This window comes from Rhizobium sp. BK491 (assembly GCF_014194925.1).
Classification (GTDB): domain Bacteria; phylum Pseudomonadota; class Alphaproteobacteria; order Rhizobiales; family Rhizobiaceae; genus Rhizobium.
The window spans coordinates 1-22,056 of sequence record NZ_JACIAR010000005.1; the positions used below are offsets into that span (position 1 = coordinate 1).

General features: G+C 59.9%; 21 protein-coding genes. 4 read left to right on the forward strand and 17 right to left on the reverse strand.

Annotated elements, in window-relative coordinates:
• The first annotated feature begins 422 nt into the window (after nt 1-422).
• Nucleotides 423-2,363, forward strand: coding sequence for a M23 family metallopeptidase (locus tag FHX05_RS21810; RefSeq protein ID WP_183874506.1), 1,941 nt, complete (start codon nt 423-425; stop codon nt 2,361-2,363).
• A gap of 98 nt (nt 2,364-2,461) precedes the next feature.
• Here FHX05_RS21810 and clpB read toward each other — a convergent pair whose 3' ends face one another.
• The 7 genes from clpB to FHX05_RS21845 all read right to left on the reverse strand — a co-directional run bounded on the left by clpB (nt 2,462) and on the right by FHX05_RS21845 (nt 12,907).
• Entirely contained in the window at nt 2,462-5,062 is a 2,601-nt protein-coding gene (gene clpB / locus FHX05_RS21815; RefSeq protein WP_183874508.1) for an ATP-dependent chaperone ClpB, read from the reverse strand.
• 316 nt (nt 5,063-5,378) lie between these two features.
• Nucleotides 5,379-6,077, reverse strand: coding sequence for a DUF4167 domain-containing protein (locus FHX05_RS21820; RefSeq protein ID WP_112400584.1), 699 nt, complete (start codon nt 6,075-6,077; stop codon nt 5,379-5,381).
• Nucleotides 6,078-6,422: 345 nt separating this feature from the next.
• Nucleotides 6,423-7,298, reverse strand: coding sequence for a peptide chain release factor N(5)-glutamine methyltransferase (gene prmC / locus FHX05_RS21825; RefSeq protein ID WP_183874510.1), 876 nt, complete (start codon nt 7,296-7,298; stop codon nt 6,423-6,425).
• Entirely contained in the window at nt 7,295-8,374 is a 1,080-nt protein-coding gene (gene prfA, locus FHX05_RS21830; RefSeq protein WP_112412697.1) for a peptide chain release factor 1, read from the reverse strand. Before prfA ends, prmC begins: the two co-directional genes overlap by 4 nt.
• 93 nt (nt 8,375-8,467) lie before the next feature.
• Nucleotides 8,468-10,735, reverse strand: a complete 2,268-nt coding sequence (gene ptsP / locus FHX05_RS21835) for a phosphoenolpyruvate--protein phosphotransferase (protein ID WP_112336477.1) — start codon at nt 10,733-10,735, stop codon at nt 8,468-8,470.
• A 100-nt stretch (nt 10,736-10,835) separates the two neighbouring features.
• Nucleotides 10,836-12,110 (reverse strand): aspartate kinase, encoded by a 1,275-nt coding sequence (locus FHX05_RS21840; protein ID WP_112336476.1) that lies wholly within the window; start codon nt 12,108-12,110, stop codon nt 10,836-10,838.
• A gap of 170 nt (nt 12,111-12,280) precedes the next feature.
• Nucleotides 12,281-12,907 carry a hypothetical protein gene (locus FHX05_RS21845; RefSeq protein ID WP_183874512.1) on the reverse strand — a complete coding sequence of 209 codons (627 nt, stop codon included), beginning with the start codon at nt 12,905-12,907 and terminating at the stop codon, nt 12,281-12,283.
• A gap of 265 nt (nt 12,908-13,172) precedes the next feature.
• On the opposite strand from FHX05_RS21845, the gene ubiG reads away from it, so the two are divergent.
• Nucleotides 13,173-13,925, forward strand: coding sequence for a bifunctional 2-polyprenyl-6-hydroxyphenol methylase/3-demethylubiquinol 3-O-methyltransferase UbiG (ubiG, locus tag FHX05_RS21850; RefSeq protein ID WP_183874513.1), 753 nt, complete (start codon nt 13,173-13,175; stop codon nt 13,923-13,925).
• Nucleotides 13,926-13,938: 13 nt separating this feature from the next.
• Here the strand turns inward: ubiG and FHX05_RS21855 are convergent, their stop codons facing one another.
• The 5 genes from FHX05_RS21855 to FHX05_RS21875 form a co-directional block, all read right to left on the reverse strand.
• The gene (locus FHX05_RS21855; protein ID WP_183874515.1) at nt 13,939-14,526 is read right to left on the reverse strand and encodes a DUF3291 domain-containing protein; all 588 of its coding nucleotides are present in this window, start codon (nt 14,524-14,526) and stop codon (nt 13,939-13,941) included.
• Nucleotides 14,526-14,954, reverse strand: coding sequence for a DUF1178 family protein (locus tag FHX05_RS21860; protein ID WP_183874517.1), 429 nt, complete (start codon nt 14,952-14,954; stop codon nt 14,526-14,528). The genes FHX05_RS21855 and FHX05_RS21860 overlap by 1 nt, the downstream gene beginning before the upstream one ends.
• On the reverse strand, nt 14,951-15,808 hold the full coding sequence (locus tag FHX05_RS21865; protein WP_183714774.1) for a carbon-nitrogen hydrolase family protein: 858 nt from the start codon (nt 15,806-15,808) through the stop codon (nt 14,951-14,953). The genes FHX05_RS21860 and FHX05_RS21865 overlap by 4 nt, the downstream gene beginning before the upstream one ends.
• A gap of 24 nt (nt 15,809-15,832) precedes the next feature.
• Nucleotides 15,833-16,090 (reverse strand): glutaredoxin 3, encoded by a 258-nt coding sequence (gene grxC / locus FHX05_RS21870; RefSeq protein ID WP_015341281.1) that lies wholly within the window; start codon nt 16,088-16,090, stop codon nt 15,833-15,835.
• Nucleotides 16,091-16,232: 142 nt separating this feature from the next.
• Nucleotides 16,233-17,009, reverse strand: a complete 777-nt coding sequence (locus FHX05_RS21875; RefSeq protein ID WP_183874519.1) for a ComF family protein — start codon at nt 17,007-17,009, stop codon at nt 16,233-16,235.
• A 117-nt stretch (nt 17,010-17,126) separates the two neighbouring features.
• Between FHX05_RS21875 and FHX05_RS21880 the strand changes: the two genes are divergently transcribed.
• Nucleotides 17,127-18,011, forward strand: a complete 885-nt coding sequence (locus FHX05_RS21880) for a methyltransferase domain-containing protein (RefSeq protein WP_183874521.1) — start codon at nt 17,127-17,129, stop codon at nt 18,009-18,011.
• Between the two features lie 20 nt (nt 18,012-18,031).
• On the opposite strand, the gene FHX05_RS21885 is transcribed toward FHX05_RS21880, so the two are convergent.
• Both FHX05_RS21885 and FHX05_RS21890 read right to left on the reverse strand, forming a co-directional pair.
• On the reverse strand, nt 18,032-18,214 hold the full coding sequence (locus FHX05_RS21885) for a Flp family type IVb pilin (RefSeq protein ID WP_015341284.1): 183 nt from the start codon (nt 18,212-18,214) through the stop codon (nt 18,032-18,034).
• A 169-nt stretch (nt 18,215-18,383) separates the two neighbouring features.
• Nucleotides 18,384-18,701, reverse strand: coding sequence for a hypothetical protein (locus FHX05_RS21890; RefSeq protein WP_015341285.1), 318 nt, complete (start codon nt 18,699-18,701; stop codon nt 18,384-18,386).
• Nucleotides 18,702-19,085: 384 nt separating this feature from the next.
• Here FHX05_RS21890 and FHX05_RS21895 point away from each other — a divergent pair, with 384 nt between their 5' ends.
• Complete coding sequence (locus FHX05_RS21895) at nt 19,086-19,412, forward strand: hypothetical protein (RefSeq protein ID WP_183714786.1); 327 nt, start codon at nt 19,086-19,088, stop codon at nt 19,410-19,412.
• A 54-nt stretch (nt 19,413-19,466) separates the two neighbouring features.
• Here the strand turns inward: FHX05_RS21895 and mutT are convergent, their stop codons facing one another.
• Genes mutT through argJ form a run of 3 tightly spaced genes read right to left on the reverse strand, consistent with a single transcriptional unit; the run spans nt 19,467 to nt 21,908 of the window.
• Nucleotides 19,467-19,880: an 8-oxo-dGTP diphosphatase MutT gene (gene mutT, locus FHX05_RS21900; protein ID WP_112607661.1), complete on the reverse strand. Its 414-nt coding sequence runs from the start codon at nt 19,878-19,880 to the stop codon at nt 19,467-19,469.
• Nucleotides 19,877-20,686, reverse strand: a complete 810-nt coding sequence (locus tag FHX05_RS21905; RefSeq protein ID WP_112607663.1) for a GNAT family N-acetyltransferase — start codon at nt 20,684-20,686, stop codon at nt 19,877-19,879. The genes mutT and FHX05_RS21905 overlap by 4 nt, the downstream gene beginning before the upstream one ends.
• A complete protein-coding gene (gene argJ, locus FHX05_RS21910; protein WP_183874524.1) occupies nt 20,667-21,908 on the reverse strand; it encodes a bifunctional glutamate N-acetyltransferase/amino-acid acetyltransferase ArgJ in 1,242 nt (413 codons plus the stop codon). The genes FHX05_RS21905 and argJ overlap by 20 nt, the downstream gene beginning before the upstream one ends.
• Nucleotides 21,909-22,056: the final 148 nt, after the last annotated feature.

Here is a 22,056-nt window from a genome sequence, read left to right on the forward strand (position 1 = left end):
CAGGAAACACTAGAGCGAAGGTCTTCGTCGCCAGCAGCGCCGCCGCCCTCGTCAGTGATCGGGCTTATAGACCCTACCTCCGAACCAAGTCAACAGGCCTATTTTGAAAAAAATCAAAAAACACATAACTGTTTGATTCCTATGTAATTTTTATGAACATTCCGATGGACGTCCCAAAAATCCCCCCAGAACACCTTCAGAAATCCACCAGAGAGCATCCGACATGGCCGCAAAACGGTGGAACCGGTTCAAAAGCTTGCACCTCGGCACCAGAACCCAGTGCCACCGTTCTTGGCATTTATAGGAAACAGGGCACGGAATGGCTCAAAAGCGGCTGGTTGATTTGACACTTCTGTCATAAATATGCACATCTTCGCCCCCAAGCCTGCGGGCTCGCATGAAGGAAGCGGATCACGATCGGCATGATGACGGACAAGATGATGCTCCGATCCCTCGGCAACGAGCCGCCAATCCTGGCGGATGGCCGGCGGGCACCGGATCGGCGCGAGGTCTCTCTCCGTTGGCTTTCCGGCACCTTTCTGACCGGTGTCACGTCAAGCATCCTTATGGGCGTAGCATTGTTTGCCGCACTCGACGGCCGGCAGCAGCTCGCAATCCCTGCGGAAGCCTATGCGACGGTCGACAATCATAATGCTGCCGATGATCAGGTCACGCGCGGCGGTCGACTGATTTCCACGGCGATCGCCTCGAAGCCTTCCGACCGCAATGTTCTTGAAGTGTCGACCGTTGTGCGCGATGGCGACAAGGAAGTGGTGCGCCGCCAACCCTTCGCCCATGTGAAGATCGCCCTCGCCACCAACCGGATCGCCAGCGAGAGCTACCCGCCCTTCGATCCTTTGGCGATCTTTTCGACGGACGACAACATACCGCAGCCGGCCAACAAGACCGGTGCCATTTATGGATCAGACGTCGAATCCGAAGTCAGCCTGAAGACGATCGCCTTTCCTGCCAAGGACATTCCATTCCAGCTTGCCGGCTCCATGTCGCTTGATGAGGTCGAGGAGAATGTCCGTTCCAATGGTTCGGTGCTGGCCGACGGCAATGCCCAGCTTTCGGCGCTCTACTATGTCGACCCGCGCCGTTTCGCCAATGACGATTCCGACGTCGATCTGACAGCGGGCCTTGCAGCTCGCATCGTCGAAGAGAACATGTCCGTCTCGGCTCCGGAAGCGGTGACTGCGCAGACGGAAGAATTTGCCGACGATATTATTCCCGTCCGCGAGAACATGCCGATTGCCGCGGCACTAATAGGCGCCGGCTACCTCAAAGCCGACGCGAATGATGTCGCAACCAAGATCCAGCCGCTCTTCGGTTCGTCCGATGTCTCCGCCGGCGACGTGCTGCGCATCGGCATCCTGCAGAAGGGCGAGCAGGCAAAAATCATCCGCGCCAGTATCTATCGCGGCACGAAACATCTGCTGACCGTCGCGCAGAACGATCATGGCGACTTCGTTGCCGGCAGCGCCCCGCCAATGCTCGATGCCATCTCGACGGCTTTCGACAATGACGCACCCGCCCTGGCGGCCGGCCGTGACCTGCCGAGCGTCTATGACGGCATCTATCGCGCCGCCCTTTCCTACGGCATGACCAAGGAAATGGTGGCGCAGATCGTCAAGCTGCTCGCGAGCAATGTCGACTTTCAGGCACAGCTAAAGCCGACGGATTCGCTCGAAGCCTTCTTCTCTGTGACGGACAACAAGGGACAGGCGACGGCCGATTCCGAGCTGCTCTATGTCAATGCCAGGTTCGGCGACAACATCACCCGCTTCTACCGCTTCGAGGATCCGGCCGATCATTCGATCGACTACTTCGACGAGAACGGCAAGAGCATCAGGCAGTTCCTGCTGCGCAACCCGGTTCCGACGGGCGTCTTCAAGTCCGGCTTCGGCATGCGCCGCCATCCGATCCTAGGCTTTGCCCGCATGCATACCGGCGTCGACTGGGCAGCGCCGCGCGGCACGCCAATCATCGCTGCCGGCAACGGCATCGTCGAAAAGGCCAGCTGGGATTCCGGCGGTTTCGGCAACCAGACGCTGATCCGGCATGCGAACGGCTACGTCTCCTCCTACAATCACCAGAGTGCCATCGCCAAGGGCGTCGTCCCCGGCGCGAAGGTCGTGCAGGGACAGGTGATCGGCTTCATCGGCTCGACAGGTCTCGCGACCGGTCCTCACCTGCACTATGAGCTGATCGTCAACGGTACGAAGGTCGACCCGTTGCGCATCCGCCTTCCCGGCGGCAAATCGCTTGAAGGCGATGCGCTCGCCAAATTTCAGGAAGAACGCAAGCGCATCGATACACTGCTAACCGACGAGAAGACGAAGCAGATCGCCAGCAAATAGCCTCAGCCGCTCAGCCATTTCACATTGGGGCTGCGCTGCGGCCGATGGCAAAATGGCGGCCCGAAGACCGCCATCCACATTTATTCACATGCTATAGCTTAGGCCGCTTCGTTTACCGCCTGGCGCGGACGAAACAACAGCCGGTCCGAACCGCTGGTGACCTTGACGAGCGAACCATCCGGAATTTGACCCGAAAGGATCTGTTCGGCGAGCGGATCCTGGACGTATTTCTGGATCACCCGCTTCAGCGGCCTTGCACCATAGACCGGATCGTAACCCTTGTTGGCGAGCCAGTTGCGGGCATCGTCATCGAGTTCGAGCGTGATCTTGCGTTCCGACAGCAGATTCAGCAGCCGCTCGAGCTGAATGTCGACGATCGCGCCCATCTCATCGCGCTTCAGGCGATGGAACAGGATGATCTCGTCGATACGGTTCAGGAATTCCGGCCGGAAATGCGACCGAACAACTTCCATCACCTGCTCGCGCACCAGATCGCTGTCATCGCCATCCTTCAGCTGGGTCAGATATTCGGCGCCCAGATTGGAAGTCATGATGATCATCGTGTTACGGAAATCGACCGTGCGGCCCTGTCCGTCCGTCAACCGTCCGTCATCCAGAACCTGGAGCAGGATGTTGAAGACATCGGGATGCGCCTTTTCGATCTCGTCGAACAGCACGACCTGATAGGGCCGACGGCGGACGGCTTCGGTCAGCGCGCCGCCTTCCTCATAGCCGACATAGCCGGGAGGAGCGCCGATCAGCCGGGCCACGGAGTGCTTCTCCATGTACTCGGACATGTCGATGCGCACCATCGCGGTGTCGTCGTCGAAGAGGAAGCGGGCGAGCGCCTTGGTCAGCTCCGTCTTGCCGACACCGGTCGGGCCGAGGAAGATGAACGAGCCGATCGGCCGGTTCGGATCCTGCAGGCCGGCGCGAGAGCGGCGAACGGCGCGAGAGACGGCCTGAACAGCATCGCCCTGGCCGACGACCCATTTTGCCAGCTCGTCCTCCATCCTGAGCAGCTTGTCGCGCTCGCCTTCCAGCATCTTGTCCACGGGGATCCCGGTCCAGCGGGAAACCACCTGGGCGATGTTGTCGGCGGTGACGACCTCCTGCACCATGGAATCACGGGCACTATCCTGCTCTTCCGCGGCGTGCAGTTCCTTCTCAAGATTGGGGATCACGCCATAGGCAAGCTCGCCGGCACGCTGAAACTCACCCTTGCGCTGGGCAATGGCGAGCTCGTTGCGGGCATCATCGAGCTGCTTCTTCAGGTCGGCGGCAAGACCAAGCTTCTGCTTTTCGGCCTGCCAGCGCGCGGTCAGCGCATCCGCTTCCTCTTCCAGAGACGTAAGATCCGTTTCCAGCCGCTTCAGCCGGTCAGCCGAGGCCTGGTCGGTTTCCTTCTTCAACGCCTCGCGCTCGATCTTCAGCTGAATGATGCGGCGATCGAGTTCGTCGAGCTCTTCCGGCTTGGAATCCACCTGCATGCGCAGACGCGCCGCTGCTTCGTCCATCAGGTCGATGGCCTTATCCGGCAGGAAGCGGTCGGTGATGTAGCGGTTCGACAGAGTTGCGGCCGCCACCAGCGCGGCATCGGCGATGCGCACCTTGTGATGCTGCTCATACTTTTCCTTCAAGCCGCGCAGGATCGAGATCGTGTCTTCGACCGTCGGCTCCTCGACCATGACGGGCTGGAAGCGGCGGGCAAGGGCCGGATCCTTCTCGACATGCTTGCGGTATTCATCAAGCGTGGTCGCGCCGACGCAATGCAGTTCGCCGCGCGCAAGCGCGGGCTTCAGCAGGTTGGACGCATCCATGGCGCCGTCAGCCTTGCCGGCCCCGACGAGGGTGTGCATCTCATCGATGAACAGGATGATCTCGCCGTTTTCCGACTGCACCTCGTTGAGCACGGCTTTCAGCCGCTCTTCGAACTCGCCGCGGAATTTTGCACCGGCGATCAGCGCGCCCATGTCGAGCGCCATCAGCTTCTTATCCTTCAGCGATTCCGGCACGTCGCCATTGACGATGCGCAACGCCAGGCCTTCGACGATGGCCGTCTTGCCGACGCCGGGCTCGCCGATCAGCACAGGATTGTTCTTCGTGCGGCGCGACAGGACCTGGATCGTGCGACGGATTTCGTCGTCACGACCGATCACAGGGTCGAGCTTGCCTTCGCGAGCCTCGGCGGTGAGGTCGCGGGCATATTTCTTCAAGGAATCGAAGCCCTGCTCCGCATTGGAAGAGTCGGCCGTGCGACCCTTGCGGATATCGTTGATGACCTGATTGAGGGCGACAGGTGTAACGCCGGCCTTCTTCAGGCTCGCCGAAGTGGAAGCCGAGGGTTCGATGGCCAAAGCCTGCAAGAGACGCTCGACGGTGACGAAACTGTCGCCAGCCTTCTTCGCGGCATCTTCAGCAGTGGCAAAGACCTTGGCGAGCGGCTGGGAGAGATAGACCTGACCGTCGCCGCCGGAAACCTTCGGCAGCTTGGCAAGCGCGGCATCATTGGCAAGACGCGCAGCCTTGGCGTCACCGCCGGCGCGTTCGATCAACGACGCAGCCATGCCCTGGTCGTCGTCCAGAAGCACCTTGAGAACATGCTCGGGGGTGAACTGCTGATTTCCTTGTGCAAGCGCATTGGTTTGAGCGGATTGCAGGAAACCGCGAACTCGTTCGGAGTATTTTTCGATATTCATATGAGACCTCCATGAATCGCTCTGCCCGGACCGGCACAGACCGATGATTGAGATTGAGCCCCCTCTAGAGGCAGGCCCCGCCTTTCCGCCGTTGAGATTTGCGACAAGACAACTGAGGAGAATATGGGAGGATATTCGAAGAGTTTAAAGGGTCGCGGAATGGAAAAACCGGACGGAGTGGCTCCATTTGCTTCGGCAATCGAAGAAGCGCCGGTTGGTCCAGTAAGGGACTACCCGCCATATAAAAAGGAATGGCGGCTTTCGCCGCCATTCCTGCATTCTCGCTTTATTAACTCGTTCACTCCAGCGGAGCGACTTATTCCGAGGTAGCGTCCGCCAAAGCCGGAGCTTCGCTCGACCCGGCTTCACCCTGGTCATCGCCCTCGGCTGCAGCACTGCGGCGCGGCTGGCGGCGCGGACGATTGCCGCCTGCACTGCGACGGCGCGGCTGGCGCTCGGTGGCAGCGACTGCCGGAGTTTCCTCTTCGATCGCCACTTCGGCCGGAATGCCTTCGATCACCGGCTGCGGGCCGGTACCGTTGATGGCTTCGGGCTCACTGGCCGGAGCAGCAGCAACGGCTGGAGCAGCCTGCTGCTGGCGAACGTGAGGTTGAGCCATCTGCGGCTGATCGTCCATTTCCTGCGCATCCATATCATCGATGTCACGCTCGGCATTATCGCGGTCATTGTAGTTGTGATGATCGTCGCGCTGATAGCGCTCCTGCATCTGCGCCTGCGCGCTGGCAATGATCCGATTGTAATGTTCGGCATGCTGCAGGTAATTTTCCGCCATGACGCGGTCGCCGGAGCTTTGAGCATCGCGAGCCAAGGCCGCGTACTTCTCGGCGATATGCTGTGCGGTTCCGCGGATTTTCACATCGGGACCAGAACTGTCGTAAGTCCTGGTCAGCGGGTTCGAGCCCTTGCGGTTGAAATTGTTGTTGTTATTTCCGCCGCCGCCGTTGTTGTTGTTACCACGCCCCCGACCGCGCTTGTTCTGCTGTCCTGGCCTCATAGATCCTTCACCTGAATTCTCTTCGTTGGGATAAAATTATACACGACACCTGCCGCCGCGGTTCGGACACTGCCAAACCAGGGCTTTCGTGCCGCAAGCAAACTGCGCTTTAGCGCCGGTCTGCCGCTCGACTACGTCAGATTAAACTGATCACGCATTGGGTTATCTTCAACCTTTGACACTCTTACCAGAGAGCGGTTCCCCGAGGCTGTCCAAGATAAGCGAATCGTCTCGCTCATTCCCAGCCGCCCAACGCGTGAGCGCAACCTATATTGCTTCCTCAGGAAATCCAAGCTTTTTCTTTGCGATAGCAACGGGTCTCACAAATCCGCTGAAAACGTCGCATTAATGTTGAAATTCAAACACAAGAACCCGGTCATTCTGCCCGTAGTCACGGACCGCCTCGACGAGGGAAAATCCTGCTCCTTCAAAAATTGAAGTCACCGTTTCACGCTGATCGTAGCCGATCTCCACACCTATCATACCGTCCGGATGCAGGAACCGAGCCGCGTCCTTCGCGATCGCCCTGTAAGCATCCAGCCCATCAAGGCCCCCGTCAAGGGCCGCGGGAGGATCGAAATCCTTTACTTCTGGAGCGAGAGTGGAAATGACATTGGACGCAATATAGGGCGGATTTGAGACAATCAAATGAAAACATTCGTGGATTGCGTCAAACCAGCTTCCATGCGCGGTCATGAACCGCTCTGCCAGGCCATTTCGCTCAGCGTTCCCGCGAGCCGTTTCCAGCGCTTCGCTGGAAATATCGGAACCGACACCCGTCGCTTGCGGGCTTTCATGGAGCAGAGCCAAACAGATGGCCCCGGTACCCGTTCCAATGTCCAGTATATGGATATTGCCGATCTTGGATTCAAGACGCCTGATATGCGGCAGCATCGTATCGACGAGAATTTCCGTATCAGGCCGCGGCTCGAGCGTCGCTGGCGACAGCCGCAGGGAGAGACCATAAAACTCGCGTTCGCCGAGAATGCGATGGACCGGCTCATGATTGAGCCGCCGGACAATCGCCGCCCGTACCGTCGCGGCATCATCCTCGGACACACGCCCGGAGCCGCGCGTCACCAGCCCGGTCGCGGAAAGGCGAAGAAGGCCGCCGACAAGAATGCGGGCTTCCGTGGCGGGATCGTCGAGATCGGCCTCGGCAAAACGCGAGCGCACCTCCTGCAGGAGCCCGGATATGGTTGGCCCCTGCCCGCCGCTCATGCCTGTTCGCCGAGCTGGGCGAGCTGGCTCGCCTGATAATCCGCCAAAAGCGCATCGACCACCTCGTCGATCTCGCCTTCCATCATCCGGTCGAGCTTGTAGAGCGTCAGGTTGATGCGGTGATCGGTAACGCGCCCTTGCGGGAAATTATAGGTGCGGATGCGCTCGGAGCGATCGCCGGAGCCAACCTGGCTCTTGCGGTCGGCCGAACGCTCGCTGTCGGCGCGCTGGCGCTCCATATCAAAGAGGCGCGACCGCAGGACCTGCATGGCCTTGGCGCGGTTCTGGTGCTGCGACTTTTCCGAGCTCGTAACGACGATGCCGGAGGGAAGATGCGTGATGCGCACCGCCGAGTCCGTCGTGTTGACGTGCTGGCCGCCGGCGCCGGATGAGCGCATGGTGTCTATGCGGATATCCTCGGGCCGGATTTCGATATCGATCTCCTCGGCCTCCGGCAGAACGGCAACGGTCGCCGCCGAGGTGTGGATGCGCCCGCCCGCCTCGGTTTCCGGCACGCGCTGCACGCGATGGACGCCGGATTCGAACTTCAGCCGGGAAAACACGCCCTTGCCGCTGATGGTGGCGATGATTTCCTTGAAACCACCGGCTTCGCCGTCACTCGCCGAAAGCACCTCCACCTTCCAGCCGTTGCTGGCGGCGAAACGCTCATACATCCGGAAGAGGTCACCGGCAAAAAGCGCCGCCTCGGAACCGCCGGTGCCAGCGCGGATTTCCAGGATCGCGCTTTTCTCGTCGGCCGCGTCCTTCGGCAGAAGCTCGACCTGGATATCCCTTTCCAGCGCCTCGATGCGCTCCTTGACCTCGGGCAGCTCCATCTCGGCAAGATCGCGCATCTCGCGATCGACCGATTTGTCAGAGAGCATGGCCTCAAGATCGGCAGCCTCGGCTAGAGCGCGCTCATAATCGCGGATCTTGGTCACGACCGGCTGCAGCTCGGAATATTCGGAAGCAAGCTTCACATAGACATCCGCGGCCGGACCGGCGGACATGCGCGCCTCGATCTCGCCGAAACGACGTTCCAACTCGCGCATTTTTTCAACGGGGAGCTTCGCCACCCTCTACTCCAATTCTTCTTATTATCTCTGCTTTGATGTTGTGATGCGCATGATCCTGCCTGCAAACCGCTTCGTGCTTTTCAGGATCGGACGCTAAAGCGGAATATTGTGGCTCTCGGCAAAGCGCACAAGGATATCCCGCATGGAACTCGTCGGCTGCCTGTCATCGAGTGCGGCCTCCATGACCTCGGACAAGGCCTTGAGGTCGAGCCCGAGCAGCATTGCCTTGACCGGGCCGATCGAGGCCGGCGACATCGAAACCGAGCGGAAACCGATTCCGAGCAGGGCCATAGCGGAAATCGTCTTGCCCGCCAGTTCGCCGCAAAGCGTCACCGGCGTCTTGTTGCGTTCGCCAGCGCGCACAATATCGCGGAGGATACGCAGGAACGGCCGCTCAAGCGGATCGAAGCGATCCGAAACGCGGGCATTGCCGCGATCAACCGCCATCGAGAACTGGAACAGGTCGTTGGAACCGACCGAGACGAAATCAACCTCCGCCATCAGCTCGTCCAGCTGCCACAGGAGCGCGGGCACCTCGAGCATTGCGCCGAACTGCAGCTTGCGCGGTAGGCTGTGCCCGAAGCGCGAGAGGTGCTGCACTTCCTTCTGGAGAAGTTCGCGCACGGCCCTGATCTCGGAGACTTCCGTGACCATCGGTACCATCATCTTCAATTCGTTGTCGGCCGCCGCCTTGAGCATGGCCCTGAGCTGCGTGCGCAATAGGCCGGGACGATCGAGCGAGAGGCGGATGGCGCGCCAGCCGAGCGCGGGATTTTCTTCCTCATGCGCCCGGAAATAGGGAACGACTTTATCGCCGCCGATGTCGAGCGTGCGGAACGTGACGACACGACCGCCCGCCTGCTTCAGGACATTGCGATAGAAGGCTTCCTGCTCATCCGCCTTCGGCATGGTTGAGGCGATCATGAACTGCAGCTCGGTGCGGAACAGGCCGATACCCTCGGCCCCTGATTCCGCAAGCTGCGGCAGGTCCACCAGCAGGCCGGCATTCATCAGCAGCGAAATGCGTTGTCCGTCCTTGGTGACCGGCTCGACGGAGCGCAGAGCCCGGAACTGCTCCTGCCTGCGGGCACGAAACCGGACCTTCTCCTCATAGGAGCGCTGATGATCGGCCATAGGCCGAAGGTGAACGTGGCCGCCATCGCCATCGATGATGACCGAATCGCCATTTTCCGCCAGCGCGACGATACCTACCGCCTGTCCGACGACCGGAATGCCCATGGCGCGCGCCACGATGACGACATGGCTCGTGACCGCGCCCTCCTCCAGCACCAGGCCGCGAATATTGGCGCGCGGATAATCGAGCAGTTCCGCCGCACCCATCGCACGCGCAAAGATGACCGCGTCGTTCGGAAAGCCTTCAGCGCTGGTACGCCCGGAATGTCCGATGAGCTGCCGCAAAAGCCGGTTTGCCAGATCCTCGAAATCATGCATGCGTTCGCGCAGATAGGGATCGGTCAGGCGCATCATGCGCGCTTTGGTGTCGCTCTGCACCTTTTCGACGGCGGCTTCAGCGGTCAAGCCATTGCGGACGGCTTCCTCGAGCTTGCGCACCCAGCCCTGGTCGTGCGCGAACATCCGGTAGGTTTCAAGAACCTCGCGATGTTCGCCTTCCATGGAAACGTCGCGGCGCGAGAGCATGTCGTCGATCGAAATGCGCAGCGATCCCAGCGCTTCGGCGAGACGGCCGATTTCCTTGTCGGTATCCTCGTTTAGCAGGTTGGTGACGACGATACGCGGCTCGTGCAGCACGACATAGCCGAGGCCGATCCCTTCATTGTAGCTGTCGCCATCAATCGTGACGGAGCGTGTGAGGTCAAGCTCCAGACCCGGCTTGGTGATCTTCTTCAGCTCGCCGGTCGCGATCATCTCGGCCAGCACCATGGCCGTCGTTTCGAGCGCCTCCAGCTCTTCCTCGCGGTAGGTGCGGCTCGCCTTGTTCTGGACGACGAGAACGCCGAGCGACCGGCCGGTGCGCAAGATCGGCACGCCGAGGAAGGAGTGATAAATCTCTTCGCCGGTTTCCGGCAGGTAGCGGTAAGCCGGATGCGATTGCGCGTCCGAAAGATTGAGCGGCTGGGCGGAAGCCGCAATCGTGCCGACGAGGCCCTGCCCCATCTTCAATTGCGAAAGGTGTACGGCCTCTTTATTCAGACCCTCGGTGGCATAAAGCTCGAGGACTCCGTCAGCACGCAGCACGTACACCGAGCACACCTCGGCGACCATGTTGCTGGCAATCTGGCGGACGATCCGGTCAAGGCGCTCCTGCGGCTCCAGCGGCTCCGCCATCAATTCGCGTAGCCGCTTGAGCAGAACGCGTGGACCGCCGGATAGGTCTCTCATTGCGCCACTAGCTCCCGAATCAAGATGTCATGCTCGTCTTGCCCACATCAGGGCCGGCCGAAACTCGCCTCCGCCACGGTCCGTCGTCAGCAGTCGTGACTCAACTCTTATCCAGACCGTAGCAGGAATGCAAAGTCCTGACTGCGAGTTCTGCATAAGGACCGTCGATCAGGATGGAAATCTTGATTTCTGACGTCGTAATAGCCTTGATGTTGATGCCTTTTTCGGCAAGTGCCCTGAAAGCGGTCGCAGCCACGCCTGCATGCGAGCGCATACCGATACCGATCACAGAAACCTTGACCAGACCTGATTCGTTCTGAATCACGTCATAGCCGATCTTTTCCTTGTTCTCGCCAAGGACGCGCAGCGCCTTCTCGACATCGCCGGACGGAACCGTGAAGGTCATGTCGGTTTTCGAACCGTCCTCGGAAATGTTCTGGACGATCATGTCGACATTGATGTGGTTTTCGGCCAGCGGCCCGAAGATCGCGGCGGAAACACCCGGCCGGTCGGCAAGACGGCGCAGCGAGATCTGGGCCTCATCCTTGGCATAGGCAATGCCGGTGACTACTTCCTGTTCCACGATTTCTTCCTCGTCACAAATCAGCGTTCCGGGCGGGTTAAGCAGATCGCCCATGCCCGGAGCATCGGGATCCTCGAAAGAAGAGCGCACGAAGGTGCGAACCTTGAACACCATGGCGAGCTCGACCGAGCGCACCTGCAGCACCTTAGCGCCGAGAGAGGCCATTTCGAGCATTTCCTCGAAGGCGATCTTCTTCAGGCGACGTGCCTTGGGCTCGATGCGCGGATCGGTCGTATAGACGCCATCGACATCGGTATAGATGTCGCAGCGGTCGGCCTTGACCGCGGCGGCGATCGCAACGGCCGAGGTGTCGGAACCGCCACGGCCAAGCGTCGAGAGGCGGTTGTCGGGGCCGAGCCCCTGGAAGCCGGCGATGACGGCGACCTGGCCCTCACCCATGCGGCGGATGATGTCCTCGCCCTCGATCTCGAGAATGCGGGCCGCGCCATGGGCGTTGTCGGTGCGGATCGGGATCTGCCAGCCCTGCCACGAGCGGGCGTTGATGCCCATGGCCTGCAGCGCAATCGCCAGAAGGCCTGATGTGACCTGCTCGCCCGAAGCCACGACGGCATCATATTCGCGCGCATCGTAGATCGAGTGGTTGGCGCCGGAGACTTTCGGCATGTTCTGGACCCAGCCGACCAGTTCGTTGGTCTTGCCGGACATGGCGGAAACGACGACTGCCACTTCGTGTCCGGCATCGACCTCGCGTTTCACATGGCGTGCGACATTCTTGATACGGTCCAGATCCGCGACGGAGGTCCCGCCGAATTTCATCACGATGCGTGCCATGTGCCTCTACCAGTACCCTGCGCCGGGCGGCTGAACGCGATAAGCCCGACATGCAAAATCGCCCTCCCGGTTCGGTAGCCGGAAAAGCGTGATCTCAATGGGGCCGTCTCTTAGCGAGTTTGTCGGGCAGGTGCAATAGCGCTGGATACCTCAGCAGCTAAAAGCTTACTCTAAAAATCAACTTTTAAGGTCGACCAGAGCTTGTCGAGAATGCCCTCTTCCCTGGGCAGGTTTTCCCTGTTGAGGAAGGTGGCGACAAGCACCCCGCCTTCCGGCCGGCCGGTCGCGACGATCTCATACTCCATGACGTCGTCGTCCGTGGTCGTCTCCGCCTTGATACCCTTCAATACGGTACCGCTCGGCAATGTGCGCTGGGTTGGCCGCTTGCTGATCTTCGCGCCGCCATTGAGGCTCTCCTGCACCATCTGCTGCAGGACGACATCGGTATAACTCGAAGGATTGAGACCCTTATAGACCTGCACGATGATGCCGGTGCCGATCGGCGTCATCAGCGCATATTGCTGCACGCCGTCTCCGAGATCCGTCTTTGCGACCGTGAATTTGCCATCATGATCGAAGGAGAATTTGCCGCCCGTAAACGTCACCGTTTCGCTGCGCTGCAGCTCTACAGGCACCTTGCTGCCGTCCTTCATGGTAACTTCGAGCGTATCGCCGGGATTGATGCCGACGCTAATGCCGTCGATCGTCAGGCGAAACCCCTTGCCGTCCCCGGCATTTGCATGGCTGGCCGCGAGCCAAGCCATGGCGATGGCCGTCGCGAGACGGAGTGGTCTCATGAGGAACTCCTCTACAAGCCGGTCGATCGCAATCGATCCCGGTCCCGAAAGTCCATTTCACAGCCCCGGGGATTGATCGGCCATAAGATACCTCCATGTCAACCTTCGCATCGCAATTCGCGCCTCCTGATCGGGATAGCCCACAGCCGATCGAAGGTCGCAGGCCCTTGACATCGCGCATCGATCGTCCGACTTCACCCTACGGGATAGAATTATTGCGTGCGGTCGTCCGAACCTTCGAACGACGCAAATCACGGAGCAAGCCATGAACGAAACGGCAAAGAGCACGATCGACCAGAGCGAAGTGGACCGTTTCTCCGCCATGGCGGCCGAGTGGTGGAGCCCCACCGGCAAGTTCAAGCCGCTGCACAAGTTCAATCCTGTGCGCCTTGCCTATATCCGCGACCGCGCCTGCGAGAATTTCGACCGCGACCCGAAGAGCAGCAGGCCGCTTGAGGGTCTGCGCGTGCTTGACATTGGCTGCGGTGGTGGCCTGCTGTCGGAGCCGGTAGCTCGCATGGGCGCCACCGTCATCGGCGCCGACCCTTCCGAAAAGAACATCGGCATCGCCTCGACGCACGCGAAAGCCTCCGGCGTTCCCGTCGACTACCGCGCCGTCACGGCCGAGCAGCTGGCTGAAGCCGGCGAAACCTTCGATATCGTACTGAACATGGAAGTGGTGGAGCATGTCGCCGACGTCGAATTCTTCCTGTCGACCTGCGCGAAAATGGTGCGCCCCGGCGGCCTGATGTTCGTCGCGACCATCAACCGTACCATGAAGGCGGCGGCACTTGCCATCTTTGCGGCGGAAAACGTGCTGAGATGGCTGCCGCGCGGCACCCATCAATACGAAAAGCTCGTGCGTCCGGAGGAGATCGAAAAGCCGCTTGCCGTAAGCGGCCTCGAGATCACCGCTCGCACGGGCGTCTTCTATTCGCCGCTGCAGGACCGCTGGAACCTATCGAAAGATATGGACGTCAACTATATGCTGTTGGCGAAGCGGGCGAACCTGAGCTGATCACGCATCTGCCTCAGATCTTCAGTGTCAGCACATGCGCCAGTAACTCGCCCTGCGTGGCAGCGTTGAGCGCAACGATTTCCTTGATACGAGAACGGTCGATCTCAAGCGGCTGACCATCGGATCCATAGGGCTGTTTGAATGAGAACGCCCTTGGGCCTGCGCCATAATCGTGAAGGTGTTCTAGGCGCTCTACCCCATCCTGCCACCGCGGTACGGTTCCAGCGTCCACCCACCAAAGGACAAGCGGCGGCCAGCTCTGCCTGACATTCCAGTGCCGACCATGTTTCAGGGCGTCGGCATGCACGCCACTATAGGTGAATGCCATCAGCGATTCGATATCGGCCCAAAGCGATAGAGATGATGGTGCGGTCTGAAAGCCACTACCCTCGATGAAACGTGGAAAGATCTGCTCGCCCCAACAGGCCGTACCAGGCTCGCCGGCATAGCCAGAGCGGCCAATGAAACCGTGAGCACGGGCCGCCGCCTCGAAATTCGCCTCTTCCCGCAGCCGAAATCCCTCGACCTCGGGGCTTTCATAGGCTGCAACATGCAGCCCGAAATTATACATGGCGAGATGTTTGCTGCCGGTCGCCGGCATCAGTTGACGTCGTCGGGCAGAATGGGAATGGCGGCGATCTCGATGCCTTCCTCGACCAAAGCTTGCGCCTCGTCTGGCGTCGCCTTGCCGATGATCCCACGCGCATCCGCTTCACCGTAGTGGATCTTGCGGGCCTCCTCGGGGAATTTCGTCCCGACATCCTCGGCACTGGCCTTGATGGCGTCGACCGCTTCCTTGAGTTTCACCAAGGCCTGCTTGCGCGCCGCGTCCATCGCGAGCGTCTGCAACTCATCCTTCTTGCGCGCCGTCGAAACCGAAGGCGCCATCAGGAGCTTGGAGATCGCACCCGAATTGCAGACAGGACAGGTGAGGAAACCGCTTGCGACCTGGCGATCGAAATCGGCGCTTTCGGAAAACCAGCCCTCGAACTCATGGGCATTGTCACAGGTAAGCGAATAACGGATCAAGCAGCGACGCCTCCAGCCGCCGGCGTCGCGATCTTTTCCAGCGAAAATTCACGCGCATTCTTCAGGTTCGGTATCTTGTCATGAGCTGATTTGACGGCAGCAGTGTCAATCTCGGCGATGACGACGGCTTCGCCCGTACCGCCGGCGGATGCCAGCACCTTGCCCCAAGGATCGATAATCATCGAATGGCCGAAGGTCTCGCGGCCGTCCTCATGCTTGCCGGCCTGCGCGGCGGCGATGACGAACATGCCGTTTTCGATGGCGCGGGCGCGCAGCAGGATTTCCCAATGCGCTTCGCCGGTCTGCTTCGTGAAGGCGGCAGGCACCGTCATCACCTCGGCGCCGGCAACAGCCTGGGCGCGGAAGAGCTGCGGAAAGCGTACGTCGTAGCAGATGGAAAAGCCGAGTTGAGCAAACGGCAGCGACGCGATGCGCGCCTCCGATCCCGGCCGGTAGACAGCGCTTTCGCGCCAGCTTTCGCCATTGTCGAGATCGACATCGAACATATGGATCTTATCGTAGCGATTGATGAGCTTGCCGTCAGGACCGAAGAGGAAGCCGCGATTGGCGATCTTGCCGTCATCGAGCGCAATGGCCGTCGAGCCGATGTGAAGATGGATGCCGAGTTCCTTCGCCAGTTCGGAGGCCGTCTTGACGATGATATCGTTCGGCTCGTCCCGCAGCACGGCGCGCAGCCCCGGGCGATCCTTCTGCACCGCGCCGGTCATCTCCGGCGTCTGCACGTAGATCGCCCCCTGCGAGGCGGCATCCCGCACCAAACGGGCCATATCAGCCGCGTTCTTCACCGGATCGACGCCGGAACACATCTGGATGGCGGCAGCCTTGAAGCTCATCGGTCTCTCCCTCGTCAATATGGATCAGGCAGCCAGCATCGGATCGAGCTTGCCGGCCCGATCAAGCGCATGGATGTCGTCGCAGCCGCCGACATGCTCGCCATTGATGAAGATCTGCGGGAAGGTCGAAGCGCCATTCGCCTTGGCGATCATCTCCTGCCGCATCTCGGGCGAATAAGTGGCGTTGTGCTCGACATAATCGACGCCTTTGGATTCGAGCAGGGATTTCGCGCGGGCGCAATAGCCGCAGAATTCACGCGTATAGATAACGACGGATGCCATGATCCACTCCGGAAAAGCCTAGATTTAGAGCATGATGCCGAAAAGTGTCTGCGGTTTTCGGACGACATCATGCTTTACTTATTTGATTCTAGAGCGGATTCAGATTTTTGGTCGTTTCGACCTAAATCGTCCGCCTCTAGTGTCATATAAGATGGCCGACGACCCTTGCAAAGGTCAAAACAGTGACATCGGCAGCACCTGCTTTCTTCAGCGCGCGCGTGGCCGCGGCAACCGTGGCGCCGGTCGTATAAACGTCATCGACGAGAACGATGCGCCGCCCGAATATATCGGCGGCCCGATGCTCGGAAACCGCGAAAGCGCCGCGCACATTATCCTGTCGCGCCTTGGCCCCGAGACCGACCTGCTGGCTCGTGCGCTTGACGCGCAAAAGCGTTGCGGCAAACAACGGCTTGCCTGAAAGACGGGCGATATGGCGAGCGAGTTCGGCCGCCTGATTGTACTTGCGTGCAAACAGCCGCGCGCGGTGCAGAGGCACCGGAATGATCGCATCGCAATCCGCAATCGTGCCATCGCTGGCGCGCAGCATCCAGCCGGCCATCATCGGCGCGAGATCGGTGCGATCGCGATATTTCAGGCTGAGAACGAGATCCCGCACGACACCGTCATGGACGGCAGCGGAACGCAACCGGTCGAAGACGGGTGGATCGGCGATCGCCTCAGCGCTTAGAATGCCGGCACCGAGATCATGGGAAAACGGGCTGCCGAGGACTTCACAATAAGGTCGCTCGATAAAGCGAATACCGGACCAGCATGCGGGGCAAAGACCACGATGCGCGCCGACCGAAACCCCACAGCCCGGACATGCGGGCGGATAGACCAGATCCGCAAGCGCCACGAAGGGCCTTTTCAGCCCGGCGCCCAGCATCGATAAGGTGATTTCGCGTCCCATCATCTCCATATGATTGAGACTAGCAATTCCAGGAAAAGTGTATAGCGGTTTTCCGCCCGGAATTGTGCAAGAGAAACGTGTGCGCCCGGCATGCCAGCCGAATTGATGATAGTGCAGGAAACAACCATGGAAATCGTATTCGACCAATCGCTGCTTTCGGCCCGCAAACGCCGGGCGCTAAAACAAAGTGATACGAAAGCGGCTTTCCTGCTCGATATCGCCGCCGGCGAACTGGCGGAACGGCTTGCCGTGACCGAACGCCATTTCGACGACGCGGTCGAGCTGCACGGCGCGACAGGCATTGCCGCGCGCCTCGCTCTGGCGACAGGCAAGATCGGCCATTTGAAAAGGATCGAAAGCGACAAGGATTTTGCCGCTCCCGGCGAGACCATCATCGAGGCGCCGCCGGAGGAGCTGCCGCTCGCGCCGGAATCGGTAAACCTCGTGCTTTCCCCGCTCAGCCTGCATGTCACCAACGACACGCCCGGCGTCTTCATCCAAATCCGCCGGGCGCTGAAAGCTGACGGTCTTTTTCTCGCAGCGATCCCCGGCTCGGGAACCCTGCAGGAATTGCGCGACGTGCTGCTCGCGACCGAAATCGAGCTGACGGGCGGCGCAAGCCCCCGTGTCATCCCCTTTGCCGATGTCCGCGATGTCGGCGGTCTCCTTCAGCGTGCCGGCTTTACACTGCCCGTCATCGACGCCGAAAACTACACCGTGCGCTACGACAATCTGTTTGCCTTGATGCGCGACCTGCGCGCCATGGGCATGACCAATCCGCTGGTCGATCGCAGCCGCAAGCCGCTGACGCGTGCCTTCTTTCTGCGTGCGGCCGAGCTCTATGCCGAGCGCTATTCCGATCCGGACGGGCGGATCAGGGCGACATTCTCGATCATCTACGTCTCAGGATGGACGCCGCACGAAAGCCAGCAGAAGCCACTGCGACCGGGTTCCGCCAAGGCGCGCTTGGCGGATGCGCTCAAGGTTGAAGAGCACAAGCTCAAACAATAGCCAAAGATTTGCCGGCCGCGTCAGTTCTGGGACGCTGCCGAATTCTGTATCGTATCGGACAGAAGATTGAATGTGTTTGAAAGGCTGCCGCCGAAGGCGCCGACCCCGCTGATGATTGCGGCCGACATCAAGGCAGCAATGAGACCGTATTCAATGACCGTGGCACCGGTCTTATCGGTGAAAATACGCCGAACGGAACGCATAAGCTCGAAGCTCCCAGCATTGGACAACTGAAGAATCCGATGCTCGTCATGGCATCCGGCAGGCTATGCTCATGCACTATAGCATTTCCGCTCTTCTTCGATGCGCGAAAACGCTCTATTTTTTCGCATTCCGGACTGAAAACCGCTGCGCACTTTTCCTGGAAATGCGCTATTGGCAGCCGGTATCGGCACCATAACCCTGGACGATGCAGACCGAACCCGGTTCCTGCTGCAAAACGCTGCGGCGGATCGTGTACCGCTTGCCATTTTCCGTCTGCGGGATCGAACCCGTAGCAATATTGTCGATATCCGGCGCGCTTGCAAGCACGCGCGACTTGGATTTGTCAGAGAGCATGGGGGTCAGAATAAGCGAAAGCGCGACCGCCGCCGTGCCGAACAGCAAAGCGATATTCAACGCGCCCGTCCTGCGCGACGTGGAATAGGACTGCTCTTTTTCCTGAACAGCTTTCCAGAAATCGTCGTCCATTATGTCAAGCCTTCTCTAACGCACCCAACAACCGCTTGATTGAGAGAATTGAATGCCAGAAGGTCATAAACGATCCCTTAATATCCACATGCAAATTAATGAGACGTAAAATTCCGGGACAATGGTCGAATCAGGCTATAGATCTGATTTTAAATGGCTAATTTTCGTTAACCATAAATTCGATGCACCGCCTTAACGCATTCCAAACCGTCTCTGCGTAAACGCGAAAGAGATCCGCCCCGCTACGGGACATCAAATTCGCCGCGCAGACGCACGTATTGCCAGAATGTTTCCTCTATACACCAAATAATAGAGATTGACACTTGCGCGCCATGATATATCGCCAAGCTATCTTTTATTATCTTGGGTTGCAGGAATTTACACATGGCAGGTTTGCTCAAGGCGGTTGGCGGTTTGGTGATTGGTATTGCGATCCTGCTCGGAATTGCGACGTTGTTTAGTGGAAGTGCAGCCGGCGTCGCGGCGGGCCTGATAGACGCCCTTTCCTACACTTTTAGCGGCGCCGTGATTTTTGCCCTTGGACTGATGCTCGAACATCTGGAAGCAATTCGCCGCGAATGCGACAGGCAATCTGACATGCTGACGGATTTGCTCCGCAAAATGCCGAAGACGGATGCGTCCCCTAGAGAGCCCGGCGCCTCCAATCTCGATCAGCTTGCAAAATCAACTTTCAAATTCAGAGATATCTAGACACCGTGCGAGACCGCCCCACGGCGGCGGCGCCTCAGCCCTTGCTACAAAAAGCTAAAGCAGATCCTGCAGGAATGGGATCAACGGCTCGTCGGCCGGCGGCATGGGATAATCACGCAGAGCTTGCGGCCGCACCCATTTGATCGCCTGCCCTTCCCGGCCATGCGGAATGCCCTCATAGCGCCGGCAGATGTAAAGCGGCATCAGCAGATGAAAGGTTTCATAGGTGTGGCTGGCAAAAGTCAGCGGCGCAAGGCAGGCAATCTTCGTCTGGATACCGAGCTCTTCCTGAAGCTCGCGCACTAAGGTTTCCTCTGGCGTCTCGCCAACTTCCACCTTGCCGCCGGGAAACTCCCAGAGGCCGGCGAGCGATTTTCCCTCGGGACGTTGCGCCAGCAGGATGCGGCCATCGGCATCGATGAGCGCACAGGCGGCGACGAGGACGATTTTGCGGCCAGCCTCGCTCATGCAGCCCCCGGCGATTGCCAGTAGCAGTAGCGATAGGCCTCGCGGAAGCCGAAACGGACATAGAGCGCCAGCGCCGGCGCATTGTCGGCGCCGACCTGAAGCCAGGCGGTCTTCGCGCTACGCATGCGTGCCCAGCGAAGTGCCGAAGTCAGGATCTCGGCTCCAAGGCCCTTGCGCCGATGCTGCGGCGAGACGGCAACCGACATGACGCCGGCAAGATCATTGTCCTGCACGCAGAGCGTTGTCGCTACCGGCCCGGCATCATCATTTTCGATGACAAAGAGGCCCGATGGCGGCTTGATGCCGCTCACCACCTCGGCCAATGCCGGCTTCAAAGCCGGATCAGCCTCATCGACGATGAGGCTCGCATCGACAAAGCGGCCGACATCGTGGCTCGGCAGATGATCCAGCATGTCAGGCAATTCAAGATCGACAAGATCGGCGATCATGACGATCGTCTCGTCGAAGCACGTCCAACCGCGCTCCCGCAGCAGATCGATGAGCTTCGGCGAGGCGAGCGGCGTCTCGCGCACGATCATTGGCCTGCCATAGGCCTCGAACTTGCGCTGCGCTTTTGCCAGCCGGATTTCGAGATCGCGATGATCGGAGGGATCGAGCGGCACGACAGAATTCAGCCGCTTTGACGGATGACCCGCCGTCAGCCGGATCTGCCAGCTGCCATCATATTGCACCGACGAGGCAGGCCAGGCCCGGAAGCCGACGGCTTCCAGCCTACGCACCAGGGGCAGCTTGTTTATCGTGGACTGCGCATGCATCAGCGAGGTATCAGCTCCGGTAGTCGCCATTGATGGCAACATATTCCTTGGTGAGGTCGCAGGTCCAGACCGTTGCGCGGCCATTGCCGAGGCCGAGATCGACCTTCACGGGAATATCCTGCTGCTTCATGACATTCGAGGCGGCTTCTTCCGAATAGGAAGCGTCACGCTCGCCGTTGACGGCGACGCGGACATCGCCGAACCAGATGGCGAGCTTGTCGCGATCCGCCATTTCACCGGCCTTGCCGACAGCCATGACGACGCGGCCCCAATTGGCGTCTTCGCCGGCAGCAGCGGTCTTGACCAGCGGCGAATTGGCGATTGAAAGCGCGATGCGCTTAGCAGCCGCGTCATTTTCGGCGCCGGTCACGGTGATTTCGAGCATCTTGGTCGCGCCTTCGCCATCACGCACGACCTGGATGGCTAGATCCTTCAGCAGCTCGTTAAGTGCCGCCTTGAAACCGGCAAGCTTCGGATCATCGGCGCGGTCGATATGCGCCTGACCGTCGGCGGCGGCAGCGCCGGTGGCAAACAGCATCAACGTATCCGAGGTCGACGTGTCGCTATCGACCGTCATCGAATTGAAGCTCGGGCCGACGCCATCGGACAGCAGCGTCTGCAATGCGGCAGAAGAAATATCGGCATCGGTGACCACGAAGGAGAGCATCGTCGCCATGTCGGGCGCAATCATGCCGGCGCCCTTGGCAATACCGTTGATGGTGACCTTGACGCCGCCGATCTCGGCGGTACGGGTCGCGACCTTGGGATAGGTGTCCGTGGTCATAATCGCCTTGGCGGCTTCAAACCAGAAATCGCTTGTTGCATCCTTCGCCATCGTGTCGAGCACGCCGGCAAACTTGGTGGCGTCAAGCGGCTCGCCGATGACGCCGGTGGAGGCGAGATAAACTTCGTTTTCCCCGCAGCCGACGGCGGCCGCCGCGGACTTGGCGGTCAGTTCCGTCGCCTGGCGTCCCTTCAGCCCGGTGAAGGCATTGGCATTGCCGGAATTGACGACGACGGCGCGAGCACTGCCGTGGGCCAGGTTCCTACGGCAGAAATCGACCGGAGCCGAAGGGCACTTCGAACGGGTAAAGACGCCTGCGACGGCGGCAGGCTTGTCGAAGACCATCAGCAGGACGTCGGTCCGGTTCTTGTACTTGATGCCGGCGGATGCCGTGGTCATGCGCACGCCGCGAAGGGCGGGCATGGCGGTGAAGGTTTTGGGAGCAAGCGGAGAGACGGAACCGGACATGAGAGCCACCTGGACGAGCATGATGCCGAAAAGTGTAGGCGGTTTTCGGATTACATCATGCTCTACTTTTTAATTCTGGAGCGGATTCAGATTTTAGGTCGTATCGACCTAAAATCATCCGGCTCCCTTGAAAGGCCCGGAAAACCGG